The sequence below is a fragment of the Listeria rocourtiae subsp. hofi genome, assembly GCF_963575615.1.
In the GTDB taxonomy this organism is placed as follows: domain Bacteria; phylum Bacillota; class Bacilli; order Lactobacillales; family Listeriaceae; genus Listeria_A; species Listeria_A hofi.
Genome location: NZ_CAUYTL010000017.1, coordinates 1 through 19,196 on the forward strand (window position 1 = coordinate 1; position 19,196 = coordinate 19,196).

The window sequence follows — 19,196 nt, forward strand, 5'->3', positions numbered from 1 at the left end:
GTGGAATATTCGGTGACGGATTCAGATGGCAATACGACGACGAAAACGATAAAAGTCACTGTGAAATCGAATGAAAAGCCAGTCATCAATGCAGAAGATAAAACCATCAAAGTAGGCGATAAGTTTAATCCGCTAGAAGGCGTGACAGCGCACGATGCGGAGGATGGCGACTTAACGAAAGACATCAAAGTATTGCGAAATGAAGTCAATCCGAACGTGCCAGGAATTTACGAAGTGGAATATTCGGTGACGGATTCAGATGGCAATACGACGACGAAAACGATAAAAGTCACTGTGAAATCGAATGAAAAACCAGTCATCAATGCAGAAGATAAAACCATTGAAGTAGGCGATAAGTTTGATCCGAAAGAAGGTGTCACAGCGCACGATGCCGAGGATGGTGACTTAACGAAGGACATCAAGATACTAAAAAATGAGGTCAATCCGAACGTGCCGGGAGTCTATGAAGTGGAGTATGCAGTGACGGATTCAGATGGCAACACGACGACGAAAACGATAAAAGTCACTGTTATACCGAAAGAAGTATATCTTTTGACAGCAGACGAATATGAAATGTTTGACGATTACATCACTGGAACTAACTCGTCCAACATCAAAAAAGTGCAACTTGTTGTAGATGGTGTCGTTAAAAATACGACAGCAACAAATGGTGAAAACTACAAAATATGGGCTGCTGAATTCATCACTGACCCAAATCAGAAAGTTGAGATTTATGGGCTTGATGCATCTGGAAAAGTAGTTGCAAAAACAGACGTCGTAATTAAGAAAATCGAGACAAAGTTAACTGCAAATGACTACGATTTTGATCGCCATGATGAATATATTACTGGTACACATTCACAAGATATCGTAAAAGTAAAAGTTTTCGTGAATGGTCGTGATCGGATGACAGCGGCGACAAATAACGCTGGCAAAGGAAAATACAAAATCTACGCCCGTAAATATATCACTAATTTTACAGATGATGTGATGATTAAAGGCTTGGACAGAAACGGTAATGTTATTGCAGAGGTGAAAGTCAACATCGTGAAATCTCAAACATCACTGACAGCAAGTGACTTTATTATGACACTGGATGAGAATATTACAGGAACGGCGAGCAGTGATATTAAACAGGTAAAACTCAAGGTCAATGGCGAGATTGTAAATCAAATTGCTACCAAAGATGGCAGATACACACTTTATGCACAAGGGCTAATCATGAGCGAAAAGGATGAAGTATCAGTTTGTGGTTACAATGAAGAAGGTGCATTGCTTAAGGAAGTTCCTGTAAACGTTAAATATCTTATGGACGGAGCAGCAATAACTGCGAAACCTTATAAAATTGGTGACGAATTTATCACGGGAACTGCAACAGGTGGTGCGCATAAAGTTAATCTAGTTGTTAATGGCGAAACGGTTAACCATGCGTTTGTGACAGACGGTAAATACACGGTATATGCGCTTGGCTATATCAAGAATAGCACAGATAGAGTAGAAGTCGTATCGTATTCAAAATTAGGCTTCGAAATTAAGCGGACAACAGTGACAGTAACAAAATAATTTTTAGAGAAAATAAATAAACAAAGTCCACTAGGGGATTAGGAAAGAGGAACAGAATGAATAAATATGTAGTAGGTTTAGGCACATTAGCAATAGCAGGTTCATTATTTGTAGCACAGCCAGGAGATGTTATGGCACAAGAAAACACAACACAACGTAGCGAAATTGGGACATATGGCTTGAGTTTGCTAGCAAGTGGTGAGTTGGAAGGAAGATTGACACCGTACATCTTAGGTGTGCCGAAATCAGGTAATATCGCTGCGCATTATACGGCTAAATCGATTGTCAGCGTGGGTTTGTTTGATAAATCTAACTTGGTTGTGAAAATCCCAGATGAATTCAAATATGTCGCGTTACAAGATGAATTCAAACGGGCAATCAAAGGTAGTATCACATATCCAACAGGACTTGGCTCAGCAACACATGAATATACGGCGGGAGACATTACAATTTATGCAGATAGAATTGTCTTAAAAAACCCAAGAGCTAGCTATATTATCGGTTCTAAATTCAGCGCGGACCTTTCAATTGATTATGGTTCCATTTTAGACAAATATCCAAATATCCCAATTGATGAAAATCCATCTGGTTACTCTTTTGCGGCGGTACTTTCAGAAGATGCGATGATTGATTTCAACTTAATTGGCTCAAAAGAAGGTAAATGGGTAACAGAAGAAACAGCAGCAATTAGAAAATAAGGGAGTGTGGAGAAATGAATAAACGTCAAGTTCTAGCAGTAGGTTTGGCAGCTATGGTTGGTTTAAGTGCATTACAAGTCGATGGTGTGATTGCATCAGCGCAAGAGGTGAATTCAGGTGGTACAACAGATACGTTGCATATTTTAGCAGATAGCTCGTTAGAAGGCTCGCTTGCTAAATACATTCCAGGTGTGAATAATTCTGGTAAAGCGACGTTACATTACGAAGGCAAAAGCTTAGGGTTTGTCGACTTTGATAACGCGAATTTACTGATTAAAATTCCAGATGAATTCAAGTATATTGCATTACAAGATGAATTTTTAGGGGCGATTACGGGTGAAATTTCAACACCAAACGGCACGAAAAAAATTACACCAAGCGATTTGAAAGTTTTTTCTGATCGTGTTGTTGTCGAGTTTCCAAAGTCATTTTTCATTATTCAAGGAAAATATAAAGCAGATGTCGTGCTTGATTTCGGTAAAATTCTGAAAAAATATCCTAACATTCCGATTGATAACGCACCGTCTGGCTATCAATTCTCTAGCACGCTAGCTTTTGCATCCTCACCATGGGATATTATTGAAGACCCAATATTCGGCTCATTATCAGGCGATTATACTACAAATGAAACAGAAGCCATTGTGAAATAATTAGTTATAGGTTAGCAGAAAGTCGATAAGATGAATGAAAGATGTCTTATCGGCTTTCATTATGAAAAATAAGAGAGTGAAAACAATGAATCTAGGAAATTTGATACTTTATGATGTGATGGTTTATAGAAAAATTTGTTGCCTAGATACTTTGGAAAATTTGTATGAATCATGAAAATGACGTTAGAAACGTTTATATATTTGATTTGCTAAGCTATTTACCAATTCTGGCACCAATTATTTTTTGTTAAGCCACGGCATCAATTGTTAAGGAGAGGTAAGTACGAGATGAAGAGATTAATTAGTATGCTGTTAGTTTTAGTTATTTGTGCCAGCGTGATGCTTCCAGGTGTTGCAGGACAAGCGAGTGTAGATGCTGGGAATTTTGATATTGGTTTAGAAGTGTATGATGATCCGATTATTAGTAACGGGCAAGTGAATATGAAAGTTACGCTTAGTGCGGATGCGAACACGATTGTAGATGAGAATGGTTTAGTTAAAGTGACGATTCCGCGGGAGATTTTTTCATCGGGGGACTTATCGAATATTCATTCGGATGCTTTTACGTTTGACCATATGGAGAATCCCGCAAGCGATGACCCAGACAGTATTGCGGTATATGTCAAGCCTGACGCGAGCTATAATGAGGGGGGCGCTTGGTCAGCGTCCTTCCAACTATCCTTTCAAGCACCGTTATTGCGACCAGGAACAGAAATTAGCCCTGAGCAAACATTTGAAGTAACGTATAATGGTAAATCGGATTCACAAACGCTACACGTGAAAGTTGAAGAGGGTGGAAAACCAACTCCTTTTGAAAAGTGGTGGAAATCCGCGGTTGATTCGAATGGCATTGGTATTTTAGATGAACATGATTCTAGGTATAATATTTTTCATTTGGCAGTGAATGCATATGGTGATTTTGAATTAGGTGATGTGACAGTAACGGATCAGATTCCAGATGGTTTATCAGTGGAACAAAATCCAGCTACAACGCCGAACATCGAGGCAAGTGATTCTGCTACGGTGAAAGGGATCCGAATTGTAAAAATTGCAGCAGATGGTTCACGAAAGTATGTTACGAGTCAGTATAAAGATGCTATTTCGTTTGATGAAGCAACGCAGCAACTTGAGGTGAGCTTTAAAAATCTGGCGAAAACGGATTGTTTGTTGATTGAATATCGTGTGAATATGGATACAAATAAAGAGGTTTATAAGAATACAGCTACGATGAAAAGTACGAACATTGAAGATGTTTCGGGAAGTATTTTAGTACGTCCGGATAGTAATACGAATTTTAATAAAGTGTTGACAAAATCAGTGGATAAGGATTTATTAATTGGCGATGATAGCACGCTAACTTACACGCTAACATTGAGGGCGATTGCCGGTACGATTAAGGCTGGGCAAGTTTTTACAGATACGCTAGATAATCGCTTACAGTATCAAAAAATGTTGACGGGGACAGATTTATTTGACGTGAAACTCGATGGACAAACGTTGATGTTCACTGCCAAAACCGATATTGCGCTCGGTGAAAAAGGGGAAGTGACGTTCGAGGTAGACGCCTCGGACCTGCCTGTTGGCGAAACAGTGACTAATAAAAGTGAAATCAAGCTAGATGATAAGCAATATGACTCCAATACGGTCGCGACAAAACGAGTAAGCAATGGCGTTTTGATTCGAAAAGTGGACCAAGAGGACAGCGGTAAATTTCTAGCTGGTGCAACGTTTCAAATGCTGAATCAAGCGGGAGATGTGATTCGTGAAGGGACAACAAATGAGTCGGGGGAACTACTTTTCAAAGATGTCGAGCCCGGAGAGTACACTGTAGTTGAGACAGTAGCACCCGAAGGCTATATTTTAGATCCAACTCCTCAAACGATTAGCGTTGAAGCGGATAATTCGAAAATAATCGAGTTGCTCTTTAAAAATATGCGGAATGATGTAGGTTCTATCCAAGTTGAAAAAGTAGATGCAGAAACAAAAGATAAGCTATCTGGCGCCAAGTTCACGCTTACATCGAATCAAGAAACTAAAACAGGTGAGACAAATTCAGATGGCGAATTGCGTTTTGAAAATCTAGCTCCAGGCCACTATACTTTGGAAGAAGTAGCATCACCAGACGGATATGTATTAGACAAAACGAAAAGGGACATCGAAGTTATCAGCGGAGAAACAAAGGCTGTCATAGTAACCGTGGAGAATAATCGCGTAAAAGGCTCTGTTGCGCTGACGAAAAAAGATAGCAAAACAAAAGAAGTTCTTCCGGGCGTTGCTTTCCAACTTCTCGACGATAAAGGAAGCATCATTCAAAATCAGCTAATCACAGATGAAAATGGACAAATTAGGGTTGAAAATTTGGCATGGGGCAAGTATTTCTTCAAAGAAATCAAGGCACATGAAGGGTATATTTTAGATGAGCAGGAAGTTAGGTTCGAGGTTAACCAGACGAATGCTGACCAAACGATCGAACTAACAAAATTAAATGACAGACTAGAACCTAACCATCCTGAGAAACCAAATAAGCAACCGGAATTACCAACAACGGGTGATAAAACTTCGCCATGGGTGACATTATTCGGACTCATAGTATCTGTGCTAGGAATCCGAATATACGTGAAATCAAGAAAATAAGCGATAAGAGAAACTATCCATTGTGCCAGCAAAACGTTGGTATGGATAGTTTCTTTTTTTAGTCTTTTGAAGGGCTTGTTAGTTTATCATAGCAGCTTTGCAAATTTTTAATATCTACAGGTGTGGGAAACATGGAAATGCAGACGACCATCGTGCCACTCGTGAAAGAGAGTCCGGGAATATTAGTGACTATGATATCGTACATTGTAGCTTTTTTCTTGAAGGCAGATAAAGTGAATTCTTCTGTGATTGATATGTTGAATTTGTTATCGAATCGCACATTGAGCTCATCTTTAATGAGTTCCATGTGCTCAATGTCAGTATCTAGAAGTATACCAACATTGACGGCAGGTGTTCCTTGTTGCAAATGAACAGCTAGATTGCGCCAGTGTGTCAGCAACATATAAGTAAGTGAGTCTCTCCTATTTTTATTGTGCCCAGTGGTTCCAAAAATTTTCTTGAGTGCTTCGTTCAAAATATCATTAAAGTAGGGATGTTGATTTGTAATCCGGTTCACTAACACTTGGCTTGCATTATAAAGAATATAGTTTTCACTGGACAAATTAGTAGAAAGTGCAATCGTATTATAAATATTGAGCAAAATGTGCTCCTTATTTTCAATAGGAATATCTAGTCTATTGGATAAAGTATCGAGTAATTGTTTATTTTTTTCTATGGAAACTTTTATGGCTTCATCGCTAGTAGCTAATTCTTCGAGATGTTCGTAGTTAAATGCGAATTTGGTATCAATAAACACGCCAAATAAGCTGTAAGCGACCTGTTCTGTCAATTCAATTTTAAACACCGATTTAAAAAGACCAGTCAATACTTTGTTTTTTAAAAGAGAAGTGTCTACTCCTTCTGGGAATTTGGCGTCTTTCGCTTTTATGTGACCATTTCTTACGCGTGTAAGGATAACCATTATCCAAAGTCGTAGTCGGTTTAGTTCGCAAAAATCGAGTCGTTGGTCGTTCGTCTTAGCAACCCATGTAAGGATTTTATCAAGCGCCCCAACTTGTATTTTTGGGAAGGGGATGTTGGCGATGCCGTATTTTTCTTCTATGATGTGAATAATAAGGTTGCAAATCTCAGCTTCATTGCCTGTCAATAATAGCGGCTGTGAGCTGATTTTGATTTTCTTTTTCTTTAGTGTTTTGTTGAGATAAGAGATTGTTCTTCGAAGTGTGGAGCTACTGATGAATAATTTTTCAGATAATGAATCAATAGAATGACTTTCATTAAAGAAAATTTCTTCTATGAGTGAAAATTCTGTACTATCACGTAAAATAGCTGCGTACAAATAATTTATATTGTAATTCATCGGGATATACGTGTAAAAACCATTTTTGGATGACAAAATTTCGATTGGAGCTGCATAATCGTTTATTTGCTCAATATCTTTTCGTAGCGTTCGGCTATTAAAGCCTAATGTAAAACTTATTTTATCAAGCGTCATATTCTTATTTGAGTATAGCAAGTTGATAATTTTAAGATGGCGCAGATGCTGTTTAGATAGGCAGTTTTTCATTATAAGTTCCTCCCGTTTCTGATAGTTGGTAATTGATTTAAACGAATTTATAGCTATTTTGAAACTGTTGTCATGCATAACGTATAGTATATTACTATATGTTTTTCAAAAAATACAGGGCGAGGATACTAATTTGGAATATGAATAGACTTATAAAATACTTTAGATAACCTATTTCCAAATGATGAAGCTATGTTTTGTCAAAAAATGCATTTTCATGTGTGATTTTTGAACAGATTGAAATTGTAGACTATATTAAACTAACTCATGTAAGTTATGGAGCCATGGAAATATTTTGGTTACAAAAAATCTATAGAATTCGAGTGTGTAAAGATGAATGGAGATACAGTGTTTCTATGTAGCAGTGTTCATAGTTGGAATGGGACCAGGCTATATCATAAAACGGCGAGGTCTTTAGCGCAGGATGGTTACAAGGTTGAGCTTATGGCAATTGAGCAAGGTAAAAATATTACTAGCGAGCTTACGAATGTGCAATTGCGGATTTTACCGAAGAGAAAACGTTATTTCAGACCGTTAAATTGGTGGAAAATTTACCGAGCTGCGATAAACTCGAAAGCAGGTTATTTTCACTTTAATGATCCTGAACTACTTTTAGTGGCGTTGCTAGTGAGGGGGAGAAAAAAAGATGCTATTTTTATATATGATATGTATGAAAACTTCCCTAAAGCTATTCAATCGAAACCATGGATTTGGCGAGGAATGAGAATGCCACTCTCTAGAATGATTCGACAACTTGAGCGTAGGCTGTTGATACGAATGGATGCTGTCATATTTGCAGAACGTTCGTACAAAGTAGATTATGATTTTCTTAATTGCCCCAAGATTGATACATACAATTTTCCGACATACCAACCGCCTTTTGAGGTGAAAAGTGGAACCATAAAAAAATTAGTTTACATTGGAGATATCACAAAAGCTCGTGGCTTGATGGAAATGTTACAGCTGGCAAAATATATTAAACAACATTGGGGTACAGACTTTGAACTTGTTTTAATCGGTGCGATGGCTCCTGAATTAGTGGGTCAAATGACGAATTTCATACGTGAAAATGATTTACAGGAGCAAGTTTTCTGGAAGGGAACAATTCCATATGATGTTATGTGGGAAGAACTTTATGCAGCGGATATTGGTTTATGCTTGCTTCATCCGCTTCCTAATTACTTGAATTCACTCGCAACGAAGTTATATGAGTATATGGCTGCCAATGTGGCTATTGTTGCTTCTGATTTTCCCGATTGGAAGGAATTAATCGACGGTACAGAAGCTGGCGTTTGCGTGAATCCTTTGAATATTGAGGAGGTAGGTGAGGCTGTGATGCGACTATTAGATCGACCGGAGCTTATTGCGAGAATGGGAAGTAGTGGGCGTCATTATTTTGAAAAGTTCTATAACTGGAGCCATGAGGAGAAAAAGTTACTTGAATTGTATCAAAAGATGGGAAAAATAAATGAGGAAAGGTGCTTATAGATGCACACATTAAGTTTTAAAGATATTTGGAGTGTGGCTAAAAAGAACATTATTTGGATTACTGCAATTCCAATTGTTTTACTGGCGACGGTTTTCATTTTGTATTCTTATTTTATACCGAAGCAGTATACATCGAATGTACAGTTATTTGTCACGGTAAATGCGGACGGGGTAGCATCGCAAACGTATGAGTCGCTACTAATGACGCAGGGACTAACGGATACGTATGCGAAGTTGATTCAAAGTCCGAAAGTACTGAAAAATGTAGTGAAGGAAACGAAAGCAGTAGAGAGTTTTGAGGAGATACAGAAAAAAACAGCTGTGAATGTGGATGAGAAATCGCTCGTTTACAGCATCAGTTATAAGTCGGAAAATCCTGAAGAAAGTGCGCTTGTTGTGAATGCCATCGCGAAATATGCGTCGAAGGAATTAAAAGCGTTGGTGAAAGGTACGAAGGTAACAATCATTACCTCAGGCGAGTATGGGACGGCGATTTCGAATGTGAGTAAGTACATTATTACTTTCATCATTGGAATTATATTGAGCATTAGTTTTCTAATTATCGCTATTTTGCTTGATACGATAGTTACGAAGGAGGAGCAGTTAACTGATATGGGCGTGGTGGTTCTTGGAGATGTGCCGCATATTCGAAAAAGGAGGAGTAGAGATTGAGTACTTTGAAAAAGAGTCATGAAGATAAGTTGATGTGGGATAAGTTGCCTGTCACAGAAGTGAGGTCGGTTTTTTTTGAAAAGCTAAACTCGATTCAGTCTAGTATTCAGTTTTCTAATAATAAGGCACAGATTATTACAGTGACTTCGGCGCATAAAGGTGAAGGGAAAACATTCACGTCAATGAACTTGGCAGCTGTTTATGCAATGCAAGGAAAGCGTGTATTGATCATTGATGCGGACATGCATAACCCGCGATTGAGTAAGTCGTTTCAGCAAGTGAACAAACCAGGATTTAGTTCGGTTTTAACAGGTGTGGTTGACTACCAGGAAGCTGTACAGGAAACCGGGCTGGAGAACCTTTACTTTTTGCCGGTTGGACCGTTGCCACCAGCGCCGACAAAATTATTGAACTCCGAACATTTTCAAACTTTTATAGCGTGTGTTCGTGAAGAGTATGATCTTATCTTGTTTGATACACCACCGATTTTATTAATATCTGATTCGCGAACGATTGGTGCGGCAAGTGATGGCGTGATTTTAGTAATTAAAGCGGCTTACACGAAAAAAGCAGATATTTGTCGAGCGATTGATTTGATTGAGGCGAAGCAAGACAAGTTTTTAGGTGCAATATACAACGACAAGAAACTTAGCAAAAGAGAGATGGCGACGTACAGTTATTATTAGGAGAGAAGCGCGTGGAATGGTTGTAATGAAGGAAAGTTGGAAATTAATTATTTGCATGTTGTTGCTTTGTTTTGGCGTTGTGGCAAGTTTATTAAGTGGTATCGGTATTATTATGGCGATTTGTGTTTTGCTACTTGTACTTGTATTCATGCTTGATTTTAATAAGATAGAATACGCGCTTTGGATTGGGATTGTTGTGACTTCATTTTTTGGTTCCTATTTGGGGCTGCCGGGGAATAATAGTATTTTTCTTTTTCGGGTTTTGTTGTTATTGCATGTTCCGTTGTTCCTGTGGAAGTTGTCGCGGAATCGACTAGGTTATAGCAAAATGGAAAAAGTGATTGTGATTCTGATTGTGTGTTGGTTGTTTGGAAATGTGGCATCGATGCTTTGGGCGAACTATATTAGTGCGACGTTTCGTTATCTGTATTTTGTTTTTGAGGCAGGGTATTTGATTTTAATTACGCTTTACCATGTGCGCTCGAAAAAAGAGTTGATGGTACTTACTTATTTTATTAGTGCGGTGTATGGTTTTTGCCTTGTTATTGGCTTAATTGAGGTTTTGACGGGATGGCATATGAGTTTGTCGGGAAATGTATTGGAGTACACGCAGGAACGTCATAAATATCGACCAGCGGGGTTGCAGTATAATTACAATGATTTTGGAGCCTTTTTGGTAATGTTTTTGCCGCTGGTTGTGTGGGGCATTAATACGTGGAAATGGCGTGTTAAATACGTATTTATTGTTGCGGTTGTAGGATTAAGTGGCTTTTTAGTCATCAATACGTATTCACGTGTTTCGATGGTGATTTGGATAATTGAGGTTGTTTTGCTTTTAATCCTGTGGTTTAGGGTTTGGGGTGTGATTGCCTCGGTCGTTGGGTTGCTGGCAATTGTCTCGGTTAACGTATTGCACTTAGGGGCTGAGAATAGTAGCTTATTCACGGATGTAATCTCTGCCTTTACAGAAAAAGGTGGGTCAACTAATGAGCGCTTGATGATGTATCAAAAAACATTACAGATTATTAATGAATCGCATTTTTTAGGCGTTGGTGTTGGGAATGTTCCGATTGAATTGAATAATTCCATTATGGGTCATGGGACGATGGATAATGCGTATCGTGCACCACATAACTTTATTTTAGAATCGGTTGGAAATATTGGATTGTGGTCGTTCTTTTTATTCGCGGTGATTGTGATGATACTGATTCTAAGTTTGAAATATCTTTTCGTGCATATGAAATACGGCTTTTTTGCAGTCGTCCCGGTGCTAATTATTGCTGAATTCTTGAGTGCATCTGTTGGGATTAGTACGATTATCGAGATTCGCTTTTTGTGGATTGCGTTAGGGATTGCGCTGGCGATTGTTAGTAATCAAGCTTTTTGGAGGAGAGATGGTGAATGGGATTTTTAATCGGGCTGGCTGTGGTTGTGTTGATAGGTTTTGCCGTAATTGGCTTTTATAGCTGGTTTTATAAGTCACGGCGAATTGTAATTTTGAAGGAAATGCTGGAGAAAAAGCAGGAGTATGCGCATAACATTGAGGAAAATAAGATTGTGATAGCTGGTGGTAGCGAGGTTTTATACAGTTTTGATACGGATTTTTTAAGTGAACATTTGGGGGTTCCGGCGGTTAATTTGGGTTCTAATATTGGTTTTGGTGCAGGGTTTATTATTGATCAAGCGAAACTGTGTTTGAAAAGTGGTGATACGTTGGTGTTATCGCTGGCTTACGGATTGTATCATCGACCGCTGTATGATGTTTTTGCGTATGAGTATTTTCGGATGTATGAACGTGGGCAATTGTATCGATTCACTTGGAAAGAACGCGCGTATTATTTGATGAAAAATTTTGTGTTAAATGGGCGTTTCGAGGAAAAGTCGTTTGATATGAGTCCGTCGGGATTTTACAGAAATATTCGTGGTTGTGAATTGCCTAAGCATAAAAAAATACCGCTTCAGTTTTCGGAGTTTGAAGAGAATGCGGTGACGGAAAATTTGCTGGCTTTAAAAAAGTATTGTGAGCTACATGGTATTGACTTATATCTCACATATCCGGATACGGTGTATTTTGAAACGTATGAGATGGATCCCTTTTTCGGAGAGTTGGAGGCGTTTTTAAATCGATATTTTAACGTGTTAGGGAGTGCTGGGTTATATATGTATGATTCGGAATATTTCTATAACTCTGTTTATCATGTGAATCGAGAAGGGCAAGCAGAACGTACGAAAAACGTTTTAAAAGAGTTAGGAAGGAGGTCGACTCGTGGACAAAAAGCGGTGGACAATTGGCCTAGTTAGTGTGATTATGCCGTGCTATAACGGTGAAATGCATCTTCAAGAGGCGATTGATAGTGTAATCAAGCAGAGCTACCAAAACTGGGAACTGATCATTATTGACGATGGTTCAACGGATGCGAGTCGGGAGATTGTGGCCGATTATGCTAAGCGAGATAAGCGAATTTTGGCGGTAGATTCTGCTGGAAATGAAGGTGCTGCTGTAGCTAGAAATAAAGGTATTTCGTTGGCAAGTGGTCAATATATTGCTTTTTTGGACAGTGATGATTTTTGGGCGACGAATAAGTTACAAGAGCAGGTAGCTTATATGAAAAGTAGGGATGTTGGATTTACGTTCACAGCGTACCAAAGTATAGATGAGACGGGCGTTTTGAAGAAAGTTATTAAGGTTCCTGAGATGATGACGTATCAAAAATTACTTCGGAATACGATTATTGGTTGTCTCACGGTGATGCTGGATCGGCATATTGTTGGTGATGTCGAGATGCCAAAACTCCGGTCGCGGCAAGATACAGCGACGTGGTTGGGGATTTTGAGAGAGGGGCATGTGGCTTACGGAATACCGACTGTATTGGCTTATTATCGCGTTGTTTCAGGATCGCTATCGAGCAACAAGTGGAAAATGGTAGGCGCGAATTGGCGTATGTATCGCGAAGAAGTGGGGCTACGACCTTTGCATGCCTCGTATTGCATGATTGGGTACATGACGAATGCAGTCAAAAAGAGAATTTTTTAGGGATGTGAAATGATGGAGAAGATAGTAATGGCGGGCGTTGGCTATGTTGGATTAGTGACAGGGGCAAGCTTGGCGGATACTGGGAAAAACGTTTTGTGTGCTGATATTAGTGAAATGAAAATTGCTCAATTAGATAAAGGTGTGTCACCGATTTATGAGCCGGGGTTAGAAGAGCTGATACAGCGCAATGTGGAGAAAGGTACACTGTGTTTCACGACAGACATGAAGGCGGCCTATCAGCAGGCGGATGTCATTTTTATTTGTGTTGGAACGCCTGAGGAGCTGGATGGGTCGGCTAGTTTGAAGTTTATATATGAGGTAGCGGAGGATATCGCTATTTATGCGCGGGAAAATACGCTGATTGTAATGAAATCAACGGTTCCAGTGGGGACGAATAGACAAGTTATCGATTATATTAATGCGCGCCGAAATGCAACAGAACAACTAGAGATAGTATCGGCTCCAGAGTTTTTGTCACAAGGTACGGCGGTTAAGGATACGTTAGAAGGTTCTCGCATTGTTCTAGGTGTTGAGACTGAGAAGGCAGAACAGCGAATGCGCGAAGTTTACGCTGGGTTCAATCAGCCTTTTGTTGTGACGGATTTAGTAAGTGCGGAAATGATAAAGTATGCATCGAATGATTTCTTGGCACTAAAGATTTCTTTCATTAATGACATTGCAAACCTATGCGAAAAATTAGGCGCGAATATCGATGGTGTAACAAGGGGTATGGGGTTTGATCGACGAATTGGCAAGGCGTTTTTGAATGCAGGTGTTGGTTACGGAGGTTCTTGTTTTCCGAAAGATACGAAGGCGCTATATCGGCTCGCAGAAGATGCGGGTTATGAGATGCGCACTGTCAAAGCGGCGATTGACGTGAATCAGGCTCAAATTTATAAACTATTGCATCAGGCGAATGCGGATTTTGGCGGTTTTGCGGGTAGAAAAGTGGCTGTGTTGGGGTTGACGTTCAAGCCGAATACGGATGATTTGCGTGAATCGCCAGGGATTTGGAATGTGTTGGAGCTAGTGAAGGCTGGCGCGGATGTAACTGTGTATGATCCGATTGGGATGGATAACGCACGGCGGGTGCTAGGCGATAGTGTTGCGTATGCGGAATCGGCGTTAGCGGGCGTTACAGATGCAGAAATATGTTTTATTTTTACGGAATGGCAGGAAATCGTTGCTTTGACGCCGCGTGATTTTAGCGAAAAAATGCATCGTGCGCATGTTTATGATGGTAGGAACTGTTTTGATATCGCGTCGATGAGCGGTGTGCATTATGTGTCGGTAGGACGTCCAGAAGTGCAGAATGAGCAGCTGGAACTATTGAAATAAAGGAGGCGTAACTGATTATGCTGATGAGTAAGCTAATAAGGACGGGTTATTGTAGCAGTAAACGGATAGTAGATATTATTGGTTCTTTCATTGCAATCGTGCTTCTCTCACCCATTTTTTTGATAGTTGCTATTGCGATTAAGCTAGAAGACGGTGGCTCGGTTATTTTTAAACAAGAGCGTAGTGGGGAAAATGATACGCCGTTTGTGATTTATAAATTCAGGTCGATGACAGAGCAGGTAGTGAGTAGTTCCAGTGGCGAATACACTTGGGATAACGGTGTTCCGGACACGTTTGTTTTTAAAGATACAGGGCAACAAGACGCGCGCGTGACGAAGGTTGGAAGCTTTATTCGTAAATTTAGTATTGATGAGCTACCGCAATTTGTAAATGTGCTATTTGGCAGTATGTCGCTTATTGGGCCACGTCCAGAGATTGTACCGATTACATCTTGTTACTCGGAAAGGCAAAAACAGCGCTTGATGGTGAAACCGGGTATTACTGGCTGGGCTCAGATTAATGGCAGGAGTGATATTAACAACGGAGAAAAAATTCGCCTGGATTTAGAATACATTGAGAAACAAACGGCGATGCTAGACATAATTATTTTTTTCAAAACGGTATGGTTGGTCATAGCGGGGAAAGGATCGGTTTAATGACAAAACGGCGAATTTTAATGTTATCAAGTGATTTTCTACCGAATATTGGAGGTGTTGCGGCTTACGTATATGAGGTCAGCAAGCAGCTTTTGCAGGAGGGACACGAGGTAACGATACTTACAAAATATGATGGTTTCGGCTGGCAAATTAGAGAAGAAATATTAGATAGATTGCGTGTAATTCGAGTTCCGTTTGCACCAGTTAAAAAATTACAGGATTTGGAGTACGTGGTGCGAACACGGAAGATTATCAAGGATTTAATAGCGCGCGAGGCGATTGATATTATTCATTGGCACACGCTGAATAAGGATGCCAAAGTGATGCGAGGTATTCAGTTTCCCAAAGGCGTTATTGTGCATACGAATCATTTCGTTTGGTTTCGGGAGATGTATCGGGCTGGCCAGTTTGCGAAACTGCAACGGATGATTCCTTTCACTGATCATATTATTGCGCCGAGTCATGAAATCGAGGAAATGAGTCGAGCTGTTTTTCCAGATGGCGGGGTGACGCGAATTCCAAACGGTGTCGATCCAACGAGTTTTTATCCAGATGGGACGCTCGGTGCCAAAACTAGATTAGATTACGGCATTCCAGATGATCACACAGTAGTGGTGACGACTAATCGGATGTCTGAGGAGAAAGGGATGGGTTACTTAATCGACGCAATCCCGGAGCTACTTCAAAAATACGAAAAATTGAGCTTTATCATGGCTGGCGATGGTCCTGAGCTACGTTATTTTGAGGGGAAAATTAGTGAGAGCACGCGAAACAATCCACGTGTTCATTTTCTTGGTCGAATTAGAAACAATGATATTTTACCGATTGTAAATGCTGGCGATATTTTCTTACAAACGTCTTTAGAGGAAGGTTGCAGTATTTCTGTTTTGGAGGCGATGGCTTGCGCGAAACCAGTTGTGGCAACGTTGGTTGGTGGGAATCCAGATATTGTACGGCACGATGTTACGGGTGTGATGATTGCGCCAAAATCGAGCAAAGCGGTAGCGCAAGGCTTAGAAAAACTGATTTCTAATCCAGATAAAGCGACTTTATATGGTGAAAACGGCAAAAAAGCGGTGCATGAAGAACTAAACTGGGAGCAGCTGACGAAGCGTATAGTCGCGCTTTATAATGAGTCGCTAGCGCAGAAGCTAGGATGAGTAAGCAGAAAATAAACTATATCTTAATGATGCTGTATCAATTCTTTATGGTAATCACGCCACTAATGACAACGCCTTATGTAGTACGAGTTTTAGGTCCAGAAAAAATTGGTGAAGATGCATATGCCAATTCCTTTGTGCAAATGTTTTTAGTGTTCGTCATGTTAGGAATTGCAAGCTACGGTAAAAAAGTCATTGCAACTGTAGATAGTGAATTTGATGGGAAGCCGGATAGCCAGGAGAAGCATAAAAAAGCTTTAAAAGAACAATTTGGTGGCGTTTTTGGCATTCAATTTTTGGCGATGTGGAGCATGCTCGTTTTGTATTTATTACTCGTTACGTTGTTTTTCCAAGGCAGTATCGTTTTTTATCTGTATGGATTTATGATTATGGCGTATGGATTTGATATCTCGTGGTACTTTATCGCGCGAGGACAACTCAAGAAAATCATGACGCGGACAGTATTAATACGCATCGTAACGATTACGAGTATTTTTTTGCTAGTAAAAACGGAAAATGATCTTTGGATTTATGTGTTGGCTAACTGTTTGCTACTGCTACTAGGGCAAGTGTACATTTGGTTTTACCTGATCCGTGAGTTAGGCGGGTTGTCGATTCGTTTAGGAAGTTTGAAAAAGCATGTCAAACCTATTCTCATCTTGGCGGTTATACCGGTTTCAGCGATGGTTTACATATCAGTAAATCGAGTCGTTCTCGGGGCTGTTCAAGGTGAGGTGGAAGTCGGCTACTACAATCAGGCATATAAGCTGTATACGATTGGGTTATTATTCGTTCAAGCATTGGCGGCTGTGCTAATGCCGCGACTCGTTCATTTTTATGAAACTGGGGAGATAGAGCGATTTAAGGAAATGATAGCCTTTTTCTTTCGCTACATTTGCGCCTCTATATTGCCGGTATGCCTAGGTATTGTAGCTGTTTCCACTGCGCTTATTCATGTTTTCCTAGGTGTTGCTTTCATGCCTGTTGTACCGGTAATTATTATTCTCATTTTGTCGTTGTTTTTAGCAGCGATGAGCGATTTGTTCGGGATGCAGATTATGGTGATTCGCGGTCAGAACCGAGCGTATGCTTATTCGGGAATTATCGGTTCAATCGTTAGTTTTGGCTTTAATTTATCTATCGTAACAGTGATGGCAAGTGAAGGCACGGCGCTAGCTTTCCTAGTCGGGAATTTAGTTATTGTGTCGATTCAAATGTATTTTATTAGAGATTTGTTAGGTTTGAAGCAGATTATCAAAATGATGATGCCGTACTTACTATATAGTTTGGCGATGATGGCTTGTATTTTGGCAGTCCCGCACATTTATTCTGGCCCACCGTTTTACACACTAATAGTTCAATGCATCGTTGGACTGGGGAGTTACTTGGTGATTTTGTTCATCAGACGTGATGATATTTTGCATTACGTCATATCTAGTTTTCGAAAAAAACAATTGTCAAAAGATAAAAGGATGGAAGAGATATGAAGGCTAATATATCAAAGGAAGCAAAATTACAATTTCTTGATGATTATTTTGTATCAACGAAAGAAGCGGTAGATATGTTACAAATATCAAAGCAAAGTTTCTACTCGCTTGTCAATCGCAATAAAATTCAGCGGGTTAACAAGTCAGGAGTAGTGCTTTATTTTAAAGATGAGATTAAGGAACGATTGAATTCTCAGGAAGACTTGAGATATAAGTATCGTCCTTTTGATTACAGAAAATAATGAAAGAGGTTTAACTATGACAACGGTTTTAATAACGGGAGGATTGGGCTTTATCGGCTCGCATTTAGCTAATCGACTAGCTAAGGAGAACAAAGTCGTGATTATCGATAATTTATCTACAGGGCGAAGAGAAAACGTAACGCCACATGAGAATATCACAATCTATGAAGGAGACATTACAGATAAAAAAATAGTTGCGAGTATTTTTCAGGCTTATCAATTTGATTATATTTATCATTTGGCTGCTGTTGCCAGTGTTGCTGAATCGGTGGAAAGGCCCCACGAAACGGTTGAAATCAATTTTATGGCGACGGTTTTGTTGTTGGAACACGCGAGGAAACAACAGCAAGAAGTGAAGCGTTTTGTGTTCGCCTCATCGGCGGCGGTCTTTGGAGATGAAAAAACGATGCCTAAAACAGAAATGTCACCTGTAAAGCCGTTAACTCCTTATGCTATTGATAAATTGGCATCAGAGCAATACGTGCTTGCATACAACTCGCTTTATGGATTGAACACGAGCGCGGCCCGGTTTTTCAATGTATATGGGATGCGACAAAATCCAGAATCGCCGTACTCAGGCGTGATTTCACTTTTAACAAAGGCATTCGTAGAGGAAAGCTCGTTTCAGATTTATGGAGATGGTAGCCAAACGCGTGATTTTATTTTTATAAAAGATGTAGTAGATGCTTTGGTATTAATTGCAAGTCGTGAGGAGTCTAACGGTGAGGTGTATAACATTGGAACTGGTCAGCCGATTTCACTCAATGATTTAATTGGACAATATCAAGTCGTGACAGGAAGAGCGATGGAAGTATCACATTTGCAATCACGACGCGGAGATATTCGAGTTTCGCTAGCCAGTATTGAAAAGTTAAAACGCTTAGGATTTGAGCCGAAATACAGCATTTACAGAGGGCTAAGAACCTATTGGGAAAATTGCTAGAAATGAGGTGTAAAAGTTGGAAAAATTAATCCGATTTTTGACAGAAGATCATTATTTGAAAAGCGTCTACACAAAAGTGATGGAGTGGAAGCAAGGCGATGTGATTTATTGCAACGGCTGGGATAAGGGCTCTGTTGGGTGCATTACGAAAGGCCAAGCAGTTATGCGTTCTTGCCCTGAAGATGGGAGCCCGATAGTCACATTTTTAGACCAATATGACTTATTAGGCGTCGAGAATTTAATGGAAGAAGCGACAGAAATAAATAGCGGAGTTTATGAGGTTATCGCATTAACAGATGTGACAACATTTATTGCCAAGCGAGACTACTACTTAGATCATATGTATGCCAATCCAAAGTATTTTCACTGCGTATTGTCGCAATTAGCTAAGAGAAGCTTGGCACCACTAGTTTGATA

Annotated in this window: 18 protein-coding genes; 17 read left to right on the plus strand and 1 reads right to left on the minus strand. The window is 39.8% G+C overall.

Going from position 1 to position 19,196, the window contains the following annotated elements:
• The 4 genes from R8925_RS08660 to R8925_RS08675 all read left to right on the plus strand — a co-directional run.
• A partial coding sequence (locus R8925_RS08660; RefSeq protein WP_430535493.1) for an immunoglobulin-like domain-containing protein occupies window positions 1-1,563 on the plus strand: 1,563 nt, incomplete at its 5' end.
• A 56-nt stretch (window positions 1,564-1,619) separates the two neighbouring features.
• Window positions 1,620-2,261: a hypothetical protein gene (locus R8925_RS08665; protein ID WP_430535494.1), complete on the plus strand. Its 642-nt coding sequence runs from the start codon at window positions 1,620-1,622 to the stop codon at window positions 2,259-2,261.
• Window positions 2,262-2,275: 14 nt separating this feature from the next.
• Window positions 2,276-2,911: a hypothetical protein gene (locus R8925_RS08670; RefSeq protein WP_430535495.1), complete on the plus strand. Its 636-nt coding sequence runs from the start codon at window positions 2,276-2,278 to the stop codon at window positions 2,909-2,911.
• A 288-nt stretch (window positions 2,912-3,199) separates the two neighbouring features.
• Entirely contained in the window at window positions 3,200-5,545 is a 2,346-nt protein-coding gene (locus R8925_RS08675) for a SpaA isopeptide-forming pilin-related protein (RefSeq protein WP_430535496.1), read from the plus strand.
• A gap of 58 nt (window positions 5,546-5,603) precedes the next feature.
• Here R8925_RS08675 and R8925_RS08680 read toward each other — a convergent pair whose 3' ends face one another.
• Window positions 5,604-7,073: an AcpB/EbpR/MafR family transcriptional regulator gene (locus tag R8925_RS08680; RefSeq protein WP_430535497.1), complete on the minus strand. Its 1,470-nt coding sequence runs from the start codon at window positions 7,071-7,073 to the stop codon at window positions 5,604-5,606.
• A 333-nt stretch (window positions 7,074-7,406) separates the two neighbouring features.
• On the opposite strand from R8925_RS08680, the gene R8925_RS08685 reads away from it, so the two are divergent.
• Genes R8925_RS08685 through R8925_RS08745 form a run of 13 tightly spaced genes read left to right on the plus strand, consistent with a single transcriptional unit; the run spans window position 7,407 to window position 19,194 of the window.
• Entirely contained in the window at window positions 7,407-8,561 is a 1,155-nt protein-coding gene (locus R8925_RS08685; protein WP_430535498.1) for a glycosyltransferase family 4 protein, read from the plus strand.
• A complete protein-coding gene (locus tag R8925_RS08690; protein WP_430535499.1) occupies window positions 8,562-9,233 on the plus strand; it encodes a YveK family protein in 672 nt (223 codons plus the stop codon).
• Window positions 9,230-9,919, plus strand: coding sequence for a tyrosine-protein kinase family protein (locus R8925_RS08695; protein WP_430535500.1), 690 nt, complete (start codon window positions 9,230-9,232; stop codon window positions 9,917-9,919). Before R8925_RS08690 ends, R8925_RS08695 begins: the two co-directional genes overlap by 4 nt.
• Before the next feature lie 16 nt (window positions 9,920-9,935).
• Window positions 9,936-11,333: an O-antigen ligase family protein gene (locus R8925_RS08700; RefSeq protein ID WP_430535501.1), complete on the plus strand. Its 1,398-nt coding sequence runs from the start codon at window positions 9,936-9,938 to the stop codon at window positions 11,331-11,333.
• Complete coding sequence (locus R8925_RS08705) at window positions 11,321-12,220, plus strand: hypothetical protein (protein ID WP_430535502.1); 900 nt, start codon at window positions 11,321-11,323, stop codon at window positions 12,218-12,220. The genes R8925_RS08700 and R8925_RS08705 overlap by 13 nt, the downstream gene beginning before the upstream one ends.
• The gene (locus tag R8925_RS08710; RefSeq protein WP_430535503.1) at window positions 12,186-12,953 is read left to right on the plus strand and encodes a glycosyltransferase family 2 protein; all 768 of its coding nucleotides are present in this window, start codon (window positions 12,186-12,188) and stop codon (window positions 12,951-12,953) included. Before R8925_RS08705 ends, R8925_RS08710 begins: the two co-directional genes overlap by 35 nt.
• 12 nt (window positions 12,954-12,965) lie before the next feature.
• Window positions 12,966-14,291 (plus strand): UDP-glucose dehydrogenase family protein, encoded by a 1,326-nt coding sequence (locus R8925_RS08715; protein WP_430535504.1) that lies wholly within the window; start codon window positions 12,966-12,968, stop codon window positions 14,289-14,291.
• Window positions 14,292-14,308: 17 nt separating this feature from the next.
• Window positions 14,309-14,947: a sugar transferase gene (locus R8925_RS08720; RefSeq protein WP_430535505.1), complete on the plus strand. Its 639-nt coding sequence runs from the start codon at window positions 14,309-14,311 to the stop codon at window positions 14,945-14,947.
• Window positions 14,947-16,107: a glycosyltransferase family 4 protein gene (locus tag R8925_RS08725; protein ID WP_430535506.1), complete on the plus strand. Its 1,161-nt coding sequence runs from the start codon at window positions 14,947-14,949 to the stop codon at window positions 16,105-16,107. The genes R8925_RS08720 and R8925_RS08725 overlap by 1 nt, the downstream gene beginning before the upstream one ends.
• Window positions 16,104-17,594, plus strand: coding sequence for an oligosaccharide flippase family protein (locus R8925_RS08730; protein ID WP_430535507.1), 1,491 nt, complete (start codon window positions 16,104-16,106; stop codon window positions 17,592-17,594). Before R8925_RS08725 ends, R8925_RS08730 begins: the two co-directional genes overlap by 4 nt.
• Window positions 17,591-17,836, plus strand: a complete 246-nt coding sequence (locus tag R8925_RS08735) for a helix-turn-helix domain-containing protein (RefSeq protein WP_036071020.1) — start codon at window positions 17,591-17,593, stop codon at window positions 17,834-17,836. The genes R8925_RS08730 and R8925_RS08735 overlap by 4 nt, the downstream gene beginning before the upstream one ends.
• Window positions 17,837-17,852: 16 nt before the next feature.
• Complete coding sequence (locus R8925_RS08740) at window positions 17,853-18,779, plus strand: NAD-dependent epimerase/dehydratase family protein (protein ID WP_430535508.1); 927 nt, start codon at window positions 17,853-17,855, stop codon at window positions 18,777-18,779.
• A 16-nt stretch (window positions 18,780-18,795) separates the two neighbouring features.
• Window positions 18,796-19,194 (plus strand): cyclic nucleotide-binding domain-containing protein, encoded by a 399-nt coding sequence (locus R8925_RS08745; RefSeq protein WP_430535509.1) that lies wholly within the window; start codon window positions 18,796-18,798, stop codon window positions 19,192-19,194.
• Window positions 19,195-19,196: the final 2 nt, after the last annotated feature.

Excerpts from the sequence above, each read along its gene's own strand:
- R8925_RS08735 (WP_036071020.1), top strand. The coding sequence starts at position 17,591 with ATGAAGGCTAATATATCAAAGGAAGCAAAATTACAATTTCTTGATGAT.
- R8925_RS08685 (WP_430535498.1), top strand. The coding sequence starts at position 7,407 with ATGAATGGAGATACAGTGTTTCTATGTAGCAGTGTTCATAGTTGGAAT.
- R8925_RS08740 (WP_430535508.1), top strand. The coding sequence starts at position 17,853 with ATGACAACGGTTTTAATAACGGGAGGATTGGGCTTTATCGGCTCGCAT.
- R8925_RS08700 (WP_430535501.1), top strand. The coding sequence starts at position 9,936 with ATGGTTGTAATGAAGGAAAGTTGGAAATTAATTATTTGCATGTTGTTG.
- R8925_RS08675 (WP_430535496.1), top strand. The coding sequence starts at position 3,200 with ATGAAGAGATTAATTAGTATGCTGTTAGTTTTAGTTATTTGTGCCAGC.
- R8925_RS08715 (WP_430535504.1), top strand. The coding sequence starts at position 12,966 with ATGGAGAAGATAGTAATGGCGGGCGTTGGCTATGTTGGATTAGTGACA.
- R8925_RS08665 (WP_430535494.1), top strand. The coding sequence starts at position 1,620 with ATGAATAAATATGTAGTAGGTTTAGGCACATTAGCAATAGCAGGTTCA.
- R8925_RS08725 (WP_430535506.1), top strand. The coding sequence starts at position 14,947 with ATGACAAAACGGCGAATTTTAATGTTATCAAGTGATTTTCTACCGAAT.
- R8925_RS08705 (WP_430535502.1), top strand. The coding sequence starts at position 11,321 with ATGGGATTTTTAATCGGGCTGGCTGTGGTTGTGTTGATAGGTTTTGCC.
- R8925_RS08680 (WP_430535497.1), bottom strand. The coding sequence starts at position 7,073 with ATGAAAAACTGCCTATCTAAACAGCATCTGCGCCATCTTAAAATTATC.
- R8925_RS08670 (WP_430535495.1), top strand. The coding sequence starts at position 2,276 with ATGAATAAACGTCAAGTTCTAGCAGTAGGTTTGGCAGCTATGGTTGGT.
- R8925_RS08690 (WP_430535499.1), top strand. The coding sequence starts at position 8,562 with ATGCACACATTAAGTTTTAAAGATATTTGGAGTGTGGCTAAAAAGAAC.
- R8925_RS08720 (WP_430535505.1), top strand. The coding sequence starts at position 14,309 with ATGCTGATGAGTAAGCTAATAAGGACGGGTTATTGTAGCAGTAAACGG.
- R8925_RS08730 (WP_430535507.1), top strand. The coding sequence starts at position 16,104 with ATGAGTAAGCAGAAAATAAACTATATCTTAATGATGCTGTATCAATTC.